This window comes from Pseudomonas sp. 3-2 (assembly GCF_019710535.1).
Taxonomy (GTDB): Bacteria; Pseudomonadota; Gammaproteobacteria; order Pseudomonadales; family Pseudomonadaceae; genus Aquipseudomonas; species Aquipseudomonas pharyngis.
Map to the genome: position 1 here is coordinate 2,802,677 of NZ_CP081200.1, position 11,355 is coordinate 2,814,031.

An 11,355-nucleotide genomic window follows, 5' to 3' on the forward strand; every position below is an offset into this window, starting at 1 on the left:
TTTTTGCGCGCCGGGCCAACGCGTCATACCAAGGTATCGACCGACACCATCGTGTAATCGCCCCGGTGCCAGCGCAGTGGTCTGATCCGATTGGCGATGCCTTTCGAATAATGACTACAAGGAGATCCATCATGGTTGCGGTTTCGTCCGGTCTTACCTGGCGCCATTGCCTGGCGTCATCCATCAGGGGCGGCGTGCTCGGCCTTGCCGTACTCGCGGGCAGCAGCGGCGTCTGGGCCGCGACCCCGGCAGCGGATCCGGCGCAAGCCATTCGCCCGTACACCATCCATGTGGACGAAGCGAAATTGAGCGACTTGCGCAAACGCATCGCCGACACTCGCTGGCCGGACAAGGAAACGGTCGGCGACGTGTCCCAGGGAGTGCAACTGGCGCAGGTCCAGGCGTTGGTGAAGTATTGGGGCGACGGCTATGACTGGCGCAAGGCTGAAGCGAAGCTCAACGCCTTGCCGGAGTTTGTGACCACCATCGACGGCGTCGACATCCAGTTCATCCACGTGCGTTCGCGCAATCCCAATGCGATGCCGCTGATCCTCACCCACGGCTGGCCGGGTTCGCAGTTCGAATTCCTCAAGACCATCGGCCCGCTGACCGATCCCGTGGCCTATGGCGGCAAGGTCGAGGACTCGTTCGATGTGGTGATCCCGTCGATTCCCGGCCATGGTTTTTCCGGCAAACCGACCGAGCTCGGCTGGGGCCCTGACCGGGTGGCGAAGGCCTGGGATGTATTGATGAAGCGTCTGGGCTACAGCCATTACGTGTCCCAGGGCGGCGATCATGGTTCGGTGATTTCCGACGCACTGGGTCGTCTGGCGCCGCCCGGTTTGCTGGGCATCCACCTGAACATGCCGGCCACCGTGCCGCCGGAGCTGGTCAAGCCGATCAACAGCGGCGACCCGGCCCCGGCGGGGCTGACCGCGCCGGAGGTGACGGCCTTCAACTCGCTCAGCCAGTTCTTCGGTCGCAACGCCGCTTATGGCGCAATGATGGTGACCCGGCCGCAGACCATCGGTTATCTGCTGGCCGATTCGCCTGCCGGCACGGCAGCGTGGATGTATGAAAAATTCGCCGCGTGGACCGACAGCGACGGTCAGCCCGAGAAAGTCCTGAGCCGCGATGAAATGCTCGATGACATCAGCTTGTATTGGCTGACCGACAGCGGGGCGTCGTCCTCCCGTTTCTATTGGGAGAACAACAACAATAACTTCAGCGCCGCCGCGCAGAAGACTGCCGACATCAAGGTGCCGGTGGCGATCACCGTGTTCCCCCACGAAATCTACCGGGCGCCGAAAGTCTGGTCGCAGCGCGCCTATCCGTCGCTGGCCTACTTCAGTGAAGTCAGCAAGGGCGGTCACTTCGCGGCATGGGAGCAACCGCAACTGTTCAGCGAAGAACTGCGCGAAGCCTTCCGGCCACTGCGCGCCGCCGCGCAGAAAACCGCTGCGCAGGCAGCCCGCTAGCCCTGCAATCCGCAAGCACTTTAACCCTAAGCCCTTGACCAAAAAGCCCGGAACCGCCGCCCGGCGGTTCACGAGGGAGACCCGGCATGACTGACTCTAACGCTGTAACCCCATCCCGGCGCGTGCTCGCCGGTTCGATCCTGGCGCTTGCGCTGGGCATCGCTTCGGCATACGCCAGCGCCGCCGAAGTGCCCGCCGGCAAGATTGACGCCATTACCGCCGGCACGAATGTTTCGTTCGGCGCGCTGAAACACGTCAAGGCCGGACTGCTGGACGTGTCCTACGCCGAAGTCGGTCCGGCCGACGGCCCGGTGGTCATCCTGCTGCACGGCTGGCCCTACGACATTCACAGCTACACTGACGTGGCGCCGGCACTGGCGCAGAAAGGCTATCGGGTGCTGATCCCCTACGCGCGCGGTTATGGCGACACGCGTTTCCTGTCTGCCAAAACCGTGCGCAACGGCCAGCCGGCGGCATTGGCCAAAGATCTGATCGACTTCATGGACGCCCTGAAGATCAAGCAGGCCGTGCTTGGCGGCTATGACTGGGGCGCGCGTACTGCCGACATCGTTGCAGCACTCTGGCCCGAGCGGGTGAAAGCGCTGGTGGCGGTGAGCGGTTACCTGATCGGCAGCCAGGAGGCGGGCAAGACGCCGCTGCCGCCGGCGGCGGAGTTGCAGTGGTGGTATCAGTTCTACTTTGCGACCGAGCGTGGCCGTCTGGGCTACGAAAAGAACACCCACGACTTCGCCAAACTGATCTGGCAGCTGGCCTCGCCGAAGTGGACCTTCGACGACGCGACTTACGAACGCAGCGTCGCCGCGTTGCAGAACCCGGATCACGTCGCGGTGTCGATCTTCAACTACCGCTGGCGCCTGGGACTGATCAAAGGGGAAGCGCAATACGATTCGCTGGAGAAAAAACTCGCGGCATTCCCCTCGATCAGCGTGCCGACCATCACTCTGGAGGGCGACGCCAATGGTGCGCCGCACCCACCGGCCGAGGCCTACGCCAAACGCTTTATCGGCAAGTACGAGTACCGGCTGATCAGCGGCGGCATCGGCCACAACCTGCCGCAGGAAGCGCCGCAAGCGTTCGCCCAGGCGGTGATCGATGCCGATCATCTCTGATTGCCGGCCGAAGGGGATCCGACCATGAAATTCAACCATTGGGCCGTGTTGCCAGCGGCCATTGCGCTCGCGGCACTGGCGGCCACCGGTGTCGCGTTGGGCGAGGCCGATGACGGCGATGCCTCGCCGATCTACGGCGTGAAGCTGCCGAAAAACTATCGGCAGTGGGCGCTGATTGCCCCGGCCCAGGAAGCCGCGCCGTTGGATGAACTGCGCGCGGTGCTGGGCAACGACCGGGCGATCAAGGCTTATCAGAGTGCCAAGCTGCCGTTTCCCGACGGCACGGTGCTGGTGAAGCTGGCGTGGAAGCACGTGCAGTCCCCGGAATTCGAGCCGGCCTCGATTCCGGGGGCGGCCACCACCGTTCAGGTGATGGTCAAGGACTCGCGCAAATACGCCTCGACCGGTGGCTGGGGATTCGGCCGTTTCATTAACGGCAAACCCGCCGACGAAGCCCAGCACCAGACCTGCTTTGCCTGCCATCAGGCGCGGGTGCAGAACCACGATTTTGTCTTCACTCGATACGCTCCCTGAATCCGTCATACGAGGAACATCCAGATGAAAAAAACACTGATTGCACTGAGCATCGCTGCGGGCCTGTGCCTGGGCGCCAATGCCTTCGCCCAAACCGCCAAACCCACGGTGGTGCTGGTGCACGGCGCATTTGCCGACGCGTCGAGCTGGAACGGCGTGGCGAAGATTCTCGAGAAGGATGGCTACACGGTGATCGCCGCCGCCAATCCGCTGCGCGGCGTCAAGAGCGATGGCGCAGCGGTATCGGCGTTGCTCAGCAGCATCCAGTCGCCGGTGGTGCTGGTCGGTCACTCCTATGGCGGCAACGTCATCAGTGATGCGGCCAACGATCATGCCAATGTCAAAGCGCTGGTCTACGTCAGCGCCTTTGCCCCCGAGGCCGGTGAAACCGTTGCCGGGCTGGCCGGCAAGTTTCCCGGCAGCACCCTCGGACCAACGCTGGCGCCACCCGTTGCGCTGGCCGACGGCGGCAAGGACCTGTACATCCAGCAGAGCAAGTTCCACGACCAGTTCGCCGCCGATGTCCCGGCTGCACAAGCGGCGCTGATGGCCGCGACCCAGCGCCCGGTCACCGAAGCGGCGCTGAACGAGCAGGCCGGAACGCCGGCCTGGAAGCACATTCCGTCGTGGTACATCTACGGCGACAAGGACAAGAACATCCCGCCCCAGGCGATGGCGTTCATGGCCAAGCGTGCAGATGCCAAGGCCGTTGAGGTGGTGAAGGGCGCCTCGCACGTGGTGATGGTGTCGAATCCGGCACCGGTGGCGCGGCTGATTGAAAAAGCCGCGGCGGCCAACTGAAACCCTGCGACGTGCCGAGGCGCGTCGCAGGTCTGTCACCCCCCGCTCAGGCAACGGACACCTGCGGCGAAGTTGCCGGTGCCAGTCTGAGCAGGGGCGTGATGCCGAGCATCAACAGCAGTACCGCGAACAGCAAGGTGTACGCCGGGCCATAGTGTCCGGTGTATTCGCGCAGGGCACCGAACAGCAGCGGCCCGAGCGCGGCGATCAGGTAACCGATGAACAACATGAACACCGTCCACAATCCGGCCTGTTCGCTGGTGCGGGCGTGATCCAGCGGCAAGGTCATGGCCACGGTAAAGCCCATGCCCAGCCCGATGGCCGCGAGCACCACATACAGCATCGGCCAGTACGCCGGCAGGAACGCCATGCCGCCCACCCCGAGCAGGGCCAGCAACGCCGACCACCCGAGCAAACCGCGCCGGTCGTGGGCCTTGCCCGGAATCAGGCCCGCACCCACGCTGGCCACGGCGAACACTGCAGTAAAAATGCCCAGCAGGACGCCCGGGGAAACACTGGATGTGGCCGCTTCCACCGACGCTGGTGCCATCCAGGCGAAGAGGGCGTAGACCACGAATTGCCCGGCCCCGAAATTCAACGCGATCAGCCACGCCTGCGGATTGCGCCAGGGCAGGCGTTTGCTCGGGCTCGATGGCGATTTCACGGTGGGCGCCGGTGTCGCAAAACGGCGTGCCATCCACACCCAACTGGCGATGGCGGTGAGGCACAGCACGCTCCAGACTCCGGCGCTGACTCGCCAGTCTTGCGCCAGCTCGGCAATCGGTGCGCTGAGCACCGCCGCGAGGGTCGCGCCCAGACTCAAGCCGCCGGCATAGATGCCCATGAACAGCGCCGGGCGTTGCGCAAAGTGAGTCTTGATCCACGCGCCGGTCATCGCGCCGGCAACCGCGATGCCGATGCTGGCAAAGAACGTACTGCCGAGCAGGAAGAATGCATTCGGCGAGATTGCCCGCAACAAGGTCGAGGCACCCAACAACGTCAGGGCGACAACCACGCTGCGATCGATCCCGAAGCGTCTGGCCAGGCTCGGAACCACCAGCGCGAAAACGCCCATGCAGATGTCGGGAATCGAAGTCAGCAGCGCGGCCTGGGTGTAGCTCAGCTGAAAGTGCTGCTGGATCAACAGCAGAATCGGCCCCACCGAAATGATCGGCGGCCGCAGGGCGATGGACAGGATCAGCAGGCCGATCACCGCCGTGACGCTCTGCTGGTGGCCGGAGAGATTGCGGGTGATTGCCATGGGAAAGGCCTCATTGATGAACAATGAGCGCAAGGCTAACAATGGGCCGGCCATGGCAAATGCCAGGGTTTGTCGCCAAAGTGACAATCGCCGCTTTAACACGATCAAGGTCTGTTTTCAGGAGACTCCAGCGATGAAACAGGAGGTGCGCAAGATCATCGCCCAGCGTGATTCCGCGCCGCGCAGCGAACGTTATCCCGATTATCAGGACGTGCCGCGAGTGATGACCGTGCTGGTCCGCGATCAGGCCACCGGCGAATACAACGAGCCGCACGTGCATCGGCACGGGCAGTTGCTGTATGCCTCGAACGGCGTGATGCGGGTAGCCACCGAGCGCGGTTTGTGGATCCTGCCGCCGAAGCGCGCGCTGTGGATTCCGCCCGGAATGATCCACGACCAGTTGATGCTCAGCGCGGTCAAGATGCGCTCGATCTACATCGAGCCGCAGGTCTGCGCAGGGCTGGGCCATCACTGCAAAGTACTGGAGATCCCCGGACTGCTGCGTGAGTTGATTCTGGCCCTGGCCGAGCAGCCGATCGAATACCCGCAGGAAGGCCGCAACGCGCACATCGTGGCGTTGATACTCAGTGAATTGCAGGCGGCGCGGACGTTGCCGATCGAAGTGCCATGGCCGGTCGACCGGCGACTGGTCACGGTGTGCGAGGCGATTCTGCAAGACCCCGGACAAGACCATTCGATCGGCTATTGGGCAGACCGGGTCGGTGCCAGTTCGCGCACGCTGATACGTCTGTTCGTCAATGAAACCGGCCTGAATTTCCGCCACTGGCTGCAGCAGGTGCGGCTGGCGACCGCCATCGACCGGCTCGACAAGGGGCAATCCGTCGGGGTGATTGCCCGGGATCTGGGCTACGCCAGCCAGAGTGCCTTCAGTGCCATGTTCAGACGGGTGATGGGCGAATCGCCCCGTGAATTTCTCGTCCGCGATTAGCGCGTTCCGGCGATTCCGATACCTTCGTATTCTGTCGTCGAAGGGAGGCGGGTGGTATCAATGACACTGCTGTTGCAGGTGCACTGAACACCCAGCCTCGTTCCGCGAGGAACCTTCGAAGAGTGAGAATCCTGATGCTTTTATACCTATCGACCTGGTCCGAAATCGCCCAATTCCTCGAACGCAGCCGCACCATCGTCATCCCGATCGGTTCCAACGAACAGCACGGGCCGACCGGCCTGCTGGGCACCGACTGGATGTGCCCGGAAATCATCGCCCATGAAGCGCAGAAAAACGCCGACATCCTGATTGCCCCGACCTTCAACATCGGCATGGCGCAACATCACCTCGGCTTCCCCGGCACCATCTCGCTCAGGCCCTCGACGTTCATCGCCGCCATCGCCGACTGGACCCGTTCGCTGGCCGCCCACGGCTTTGAAAAAGATCTTTTTCCTCAATGGCCACGGCGGCAACATCGCGTCAATCGAAGCGGCGTTTTCGGAGCTGTACGCCGAAGCGAGTTTCGCCCGACGCAAGGCCGGGTTCGCCCTGAAGCTGTGCAACTGGTGGGACCTGGAAGGGGTGAACGAGCTGGCGCGCGAGCAGTTCCCGACCGGCCACGGCATTCATGCCACGCCTTCGGAAATCGCCGTGACCCAATGGGCCTACCCCGATTCCATCAAGTCGGCCGACTACTCGCCGCAGATCGCCAATTGGGGGCCGATCCGGGAAGCGGCGGATTTCCGCGCCCGTCATCCAGACGGCCGCATGGGCTCGGACCCGGCGCAGGCTTCGCCGGAAAAGGGTCGGCAACTGGTGGAAATGGCCGCTCGCGGTCTGGTGCAGGAGGTGCAAGCCTTCAGCCGCGAATCACTACCTGACTGAGCCGTCGCCCTGACCAACGCCCGGATGTTCCGGGCGTTGCTGTTTCAACCCTTGGGAAAATCGCCATGTGGACTATCAAGCACAGCTACATCGATGGCGCGTTCGTGCCCGTTCAGGGCCGCGAAACGATCGAATGCATCAACCCGGCGACGGAGTCCGTCATCGGAACGGTCACCCTGGCCAATCGCGACGATGCCAGGCAAGCCATCGCCGCCGCCCAGCGTGCGCAAGTCACGATGGGCCGCACCTCGAAAGCCGAGCGCATCGACATGCTCAAGCGCCTGCAGGCGGCGGTGCTGGAGAGCACCGAGGAGATACGCGACACCGCCATCGAGGAATACGGCGCACCGTTGGCCCGTGCGCAATGGGTCAGCCAGTACGCCTCGCAATCCTTCGCCAACGCGGCGCAGATTCTCGAAAACTACGAGCTGGTGCGGCCTGTGGGTCGTGCAAGCGTCGTGATGGAACCGGTTGGGGTATCGGCATTGTTCGCGCCCTGGAACAGCACCGCCGGTACGGTGTGCAGCAAACTGGCGGCGGCGATTGCCGGCGGCTGCGCCTCGGTCATCAAGCCGAGCGAACTCAGCCCGTTACAGACCCAGGTGCTCGCGCTCGCCTTGCATCGTGCGGAACTGCCAAACGGGGTGATCAATATTGTCTCGGGCCGTGGCGGCGAAGTGGGCGACGAGATCAGCACCAGCCCGCACATCGCGAAGATTTCGTTCACCGGTTCCACCGCCACCGGAAAACTCATTGCCCGCGCGGGTATCGAGACCATGAAGCGGGTGAGCCTGTCGCTCACCGGCAAGTCGGCGTCCATCGTGCTCGACGACGCGGATCTCGAAGCGGCCATCCCCATGGCCCTGAATGCCGCCTTCATGAATAACGGTCAGGCCTGTGTCGCCGGCACGCGGCTGTTGGTGCCGCGCGCGTTCTTGCCGCAGGTGATCGAGCGGGTAAGAGCCTTGGTCGACGCCATAGTGGTCGGTAATCCCCATGATCCGGCGACCGCCATCGGCCCGTTGTTCAACCAGGCGCAGTTTGATCGCGTGCAGGGTTTTATCCGGCGCGGGCTGGAGCAGGGCGCGCGATTGATCGTCGGCGGGGAGGGCCGGCCTGTCGGGCTGAGCCAGGGCTATTTCGTCAAGCCCACGGTGTTTGCCGACGTCAGCAATGACATGGACATTGCCCGGGAAGAGATCTTCGGCCCGGTGCTGTCGATCATCGCCTATGACGATGAAGAACACGCCATCCGCATCGCCAATGCCAGCGTCTACGGTTTGCAGGCGTATGTGTTCACCCGCGAGGCGGGACGGGGCCGACGCATCGCTGCGCGCCTGGAGGCCGGTTCGGTGTTGATCAACCGGATCGCACCGGAACTGCTGGCGCCGTTTGGCGGGGTCAAGCAGTCGGGGATCGGCAGGGAATTCGGGGTGTCGGGGCTGGAAGCGTTTCTTGAGGCGAAAAGCATCGTCGAGGACTGACCACGGCAGCAGGGCAAACAGGATCAATCCTGCTTGCCCTGCTCAAGTCATTGCGGATCAGCCCAGTGCTTCGATGGCCTGTGCAACACCCGCACCGTACGCCGGATCGGCCTGGGTGCAGTTATCGATGTGGCGTTGCCGGGTCTGGGCGCTGGCGCCATGGATCGAGCGCGCGGTGTTGTCGAACAAAACCTGTTGCTGGGCGGGCGACATGGCCCGGAACAGCGCGCCTGGTTGCGAGAAGTAGTCGTCGTCCTCGCGGTGGTTCCAGTGCCCGGCGCTGCCTTTCAGGGCCAGCGGTGGTTCGCTGAAATCCGGTTGCTCGGCCCACTCGCCATAGCTGTTGGGCTCGTAGCCGATTGTGCTGCCCGCGTTCGCATCGGTGCGCATCTGGCCATCCCGGTGATAGCTGTTGACCGGGCAGCGCGGCGCGTTCACCGGAATCTGGTGATGATTGACGCCAACGCGATAGCGCTGGGCATCGCCATAGGAGAACAGCCGGGCCTGGAGCATTTTGTCCGGTGAGAAGCTGATGCCGGGCACCACGTTGGCCGGGTTGAAGGCCGCCTGTTCGACGTCGGCGAAGTAGTTGTCCGGGTTGCGGTTGAGTTCGAGCACGCCGACTTCGATCAGCGGGTAATCCGCGTGAGGCCAGACTTTGGTCAGGTCGAACGGATTGATCGGGTAGGTCTCGGCGTCCAGCTCCGGCATCACTTGTACGTAGAGCTTCCATTGCGGGAAGTGGCCTTCTTCGATGGCGTTGTACAGGTCGCGCTGGGCGCTTTCGCGGTCATCGCCGATCAGTGTTGCGGCTTGTTGATCGGTCAGGTTCTCGATGCCTTGTTGGGTTTTCCAGGTGAACTTCACCCAGAAACGTTCGTTCGCCGGGCTGATGAAACTGAAGGTGTGGCTGCCGAAACCGTGCATGTGGCGGTAGGTGCGCGGCAGGCCACGATCGCTCATGACAATCGTGACCTGATGCAGCGCTTCCGGCAGTAACGTCCAGAAATCCCAGTTGTTGCGCGCGCTGCGCATATTGGTGCGCGGGTCGCGTTTGACCGCATGGTTGAGGTCGGGGAATTTCAACGGATCGCGCAGAAAGAACACCGGCGTGTTGTTGCCCACCAGATCCCAGTTGCCTTGCTCGGTGTAGAACTTGATGGCGAATCCACGGATATCGCGCTCGGCATCTGCCGCGCCACGCTCACCGGCCACGGTCGAGAAGCGGACGAACACATCGGTGGTCTTGCCCACGCTGGAAAACAGTCTGGCCTTGGTGAAACGGCTGATGTCGTGGGTGACGGTGAAGGTGCCAAACGCACCGGAACCCTTGGCGTGCATGCGCCGCTCCGGAATGACCTCCCGATCGAAGTGCGCCAGTTTTTCCAGCAACCATACGTCCTGCAACAGCATCGGGCCTCTGGGGCCGGCGGTCTGTACGTTGTTGTTATCAACCACGGGCGCGCCCGCGGCAGTCGTCAGCTTGTTCATGCGCAACTCCTGGCTTTTGTCGGTTTCCCGCCATCACATCAAAAGCCCCGGGCGCGATCTATTGCACCATGGTGTCGCCGGATAGTACGAAGGTGTGGTTGGAAGACGGTGCGTTCTGGTGTCGGCGGGGGACAGATCAGGCGAGGGTGATGCTGACCTTGATGTTGTTGCGCGTGGCCTTGGAGTAGGGGCAGTTCTGGTGTGCCGCGTCGATCAGTTGCTGCGCCACTTGCGGTTCGATCTCCGGCAGTGACACCGCCAGTTTCGCTTGCAGGAAGAACCCGTGCTCGCCGTGGACCAGGTCGATTTGAGCATCCACCCCGGCCATGGCCGGAAAAACGATCTTGCGCGCATTGCAGGCGTGGCGCAGTGAGCCGAGGAAACAGGCTGACCAGCACACGGCGAACAATTGCTCGGGGTTGGTTCCGGAGCCGGGCGCACCCGGGGGCGACAGCTTGAGATCCAGTCGGCCATCGTCACTGCGTCCTGTGCCCTCGCGGCCGCCTGTGGTGCAGGTATGCGCGGAGTAGAGGGTTTTTTCGATATCGATCATGGGCATTCCCTGAAAAGCATTTCACAGCGTGGAGGGCGGTTCATGTGGCCCGCGTGGGTTCATGACATTCGCGTGCAGATGCACCCGCCAGCCCGTCGGCCGTGGGCACGACTTCAGCGCCGCGATGGCCAAGATTGTTGAGCAGGGTCGAGCGGGCGATCTCGATCAGCCAGGCGCGAAACGGAAAGCTCGGGTCATGGGCGGCCTGTTCCTGATAGAGCGCCCTGAAGGCTTGCTGAACGAGGTTGCCGGTGTCTTCGCGACGGACCCGCCCGGCCTGCACCTGACCTTCGTAGAAGGCGATGAGCAACGGTGTCACCGTCGCGAACAGCTGTTGCGCCTCACCCCGGCCATGCCGGACGGCGCCCGCGACCAAGGCATACAGTTCGTCGTTGCCGAGCCGGTCTGACTCGCACAGGCAAGTGTGGCGATAACCTTCAGCCATGGTCGAATCCCTCGCAAAACCATCGTTCGACTGAGCGCGGCTGCCGAAAAGATTTGCAGGTGGGCCGGCGTTCAGCGGTGAGGTTCAAGCCTGCCTTCACAGCCGAATGACTGCCAGTTATGCGTTGTTAGCGCTTGTTAGCGCCCGTCTGTTGCAGTGCTTGAAAGGGTGGTTTTTCCGCTGGCCGATCAAGGCTCTGCGCGGGTTTTTCATGCCCTTTGCCTGGAAGAAATGGCGGGGCGGTGTACGAGCATTTTTGACATCCCTGTCTCTTTGCCACCGTCACAATGACGTAGGAAACAGCTGATATTTATTTCACCGAATTCCTACATTTTGTTTGCCTC

General features: G+C 62.9%; 10 protein-coding genes and 1 pseudogene. 7 read left to right on the top strand and 4 right to left on the bottom strand.

What is annotated here, in order from left to right:
• Positions 1 to 131: 131 nt before the first annotated feature.
• The 4 genes from K3819_RS12655 (at position 132) to K3819_RS12670 (ending at position 3,943) form a co-directional block, all read left to right on the top strand.
• On the top strand, positions 132 to 1,478 hold the full coding sequence (locus K3819_RS12655; protein WP_221399435.1) for an epoxide hydrolase family protein: 1,347 nt from the start codon (positions 132 to 134) through the stop codon (positions 1,476 to 1,478).
• Positions 1,479 to 1,564: 86 nt separating this feature from the next.
• On the top strand, positions 1,565 to 2,608 hold the full coding sequence (locus K3819_RS12660) for an alpha/beta fold hydrolase (RefSeq protein WP_221399436.1): 1,044 nt from the start codon (positions 1,565 to 1,567) through the stop codon (positions 2,606 to 2,608).
• Between the two features lie 24 nt (positions 2,609 to 2,632).
• Positions 2,633 to 3,142 carry a cytochrome P460 family protein gene (locus tag K3819_RS12665; protein ID WP_221399437.1) on the top strand — a complete coding sequence of 170 codons (510 nt, stop codon included), beginning with the start codon at positions 2,633 to 2,635 and terminating at the stop codon, positions 3,140 to 3,142.
• 24 nt (positions 3,143 to 3,166) lie between these two features.
• On the top strand, positions 3,167 to 3,943 hold the full coding sequence (locus tag K3819_RS12670) for an alpha/beta fold hydrolase (protein WP_064382021.1): 777 nt from the start codon (positions 3,167 to 3,169) through the stop codon (positions 3,941 to 3,943).
• A gap of 46 nt (positions 3,944 to 3,989) precedes the next feature.
• On the opposite strand, the gene K3819_RS12675 is transcribed toward K3819_RS12670, so the two are convergent.
• A complete protein-coding gene (locus K3819_RS12675) occupies positions 3,990 to 5,204 on the bottom strand; it encodes a CynX/NimT family MFS transporter (RefSeq protein ID WP_221399438.1) in 1,215 nt (404 codons plus the stop codon).
• A 133-nt stretch (positions 5,205 to 5,337) separates the two neighbouring features.
• Between K3819_RS12675 and K3819_RS12680 the strand changes: the two genes are divergently transcribed.
• The 3 genes and pseudogenes from K3819_RS12680 to K3819_RS12690 all read left to right on the top strand — a co-directional run bounded on the left by K3819_RS12680 (position 5,338) and on the right by K3819_RS12690 (position 8,522).
• Entirely contained in the window at positions 5,338 to 6,153 is an 816-nt protein-coding gene (locus K3819_RS12680) for a helix-turn-helix transcriptional regulator (protein WP_064595641.1), read from the top strand.
• Positions 6,154 to 6,287: 134 nt separating this feature from the next.
• A pseudogene (locus tag K3819_RS12685) lies at positions 6,288 to 7,038 on the top strand (creatininase family protein).
• A 65-nt stretch (positions 7,039 to 7,103) separates the two neighbouring features.
• Complete coding sequence (locus K3819_RS12690) at positions 7,104 to 8,522, top strand: aldehyde dehydrogenase family protein (RefSeq protein WP_221399439.1); 1,419 nt, start codon at positions 7,104 to 7,106, stop codon at positions 8,520 to 8,522.
• A 57-nt stretch (positions 8,523 to 8,579) separates the two neighbouring features.
• Here the strand turns inward: K3819_RS12690 and K3819_RS12695 are convergent, their stop codons facing one another.
• From K3819_RS12695 to K3819_RS12705, 3 genes are all read right to left on the bottom strand, one after another.
• A complete protein-coding gene (locus K3819_RS12695; protein ID WP_221399440.1) occupies positions 8,580 to 10,013 on the bottom strand; it encodes a catalase in 1,434 nt (477 codons plus the stop codon).
• A gap of 136 nt (positions 10,014 to 10,149) precedes the next feature.
• Positions 10,150 to 10,566, bottom strand: a complete 417-nt coding sequence (locus tag K3819_RS12700; RefSeq protein WP_085610216.1) for an organic hydroperoxide resistance protein — start codon at positions 10,564 to 10,566, stop codon at positions 10,150 to 10,152.
• A 40-nt stretch (positions 10,567 to 10,606) separates the two neighbouring features.
• Positions 10,607 to 11,011: a hypothetical protein gene (locus K3819_RS12705; RefSeq protein WP_221399441.1), complete on the bottom strand. Its 405-nt coding sequence runs from the start codon at positions 11,009 to 11,011 to the stop codon at positions 10,607 to 10,609.
• Between the last annotated feature and the right edge of the window lie 344 nt (positions 11,012 to 11,355).

Excerpts from the sequence above, each read along its gene's own strand:
- K3819_RS12700 (WP_085610216.1), bottom strand. The coding sequence starts at position 10,566 with ATGATCGATATCGAAAAAACCCTCTACTCCGCGCATACCTGCACCACA.
- K3819_RS12660 (WP_221399436.1), top strand. The coding sequence starts at position 1,565 with ATGACTGACTCTAACGCTGTAACCCCATCCCGGCGCGTGCTCGCCGGT.
- K3819_RS12665 (WP_221399437.1), top strand. The coding sequence starts at position 2,633 with ATGAAATTCAACCATTGGGCCGTGTTGCCAGCGGCCATTGCGCTCGCG.
- K3819_RS12670 (WP_064382021.1), top strand. The coding sequence starts at position 3,167 with ATGAAAAAAACACTGATTGCACTGAGCATCGCTGCGGGCCTGTGCCTG.
- K3819_RS12675 (WP_221399438.1), bottom strand. The coding sequence starts at position 5,204 with ATGGCAATCACCCGCAATCTCTCCGGCCACCAGCAGAGCGTCACGGCG.
- K3819_RS12680 (WP_064595641.1), top strand. The coding sequence starts at position 5,338 with ATGAAACAGGAGGTGCGCAAGATCATCGCCCAGCGTGATTCCGCGCCG.
- K3819_RS12655 (WP_221399435.1), top strand. The coding sequence starts at position 132 with ATGGTTGCGGTTTCGTCCGGTCTTACCTGGCGCCATTGCCTGGCGTCA.
- K3819_RS12695 (WP_221399440.1), bottom strand. The coding sequence starts at position 10,013 with ATGAACAAGCTGACGACTGCCGCGGGCGCGCCCGTGGTTGATAACAAC.
- K3819_RS12690 (WP_221399439.1), top strand. The coding sequence starts at position 7,104 with ATGTGGACTATCAAGCACAGCTACATCGATGGCGCGTTCGTGCCCGTT.
- K3819_RS12705 (WP_221399441.1), bottom strand. The coding sequence starts at position 11,011 with ATGGCTGAAGGTTATCGCCACACTTGCCTGTGCGAGTCAGACCGGCTC.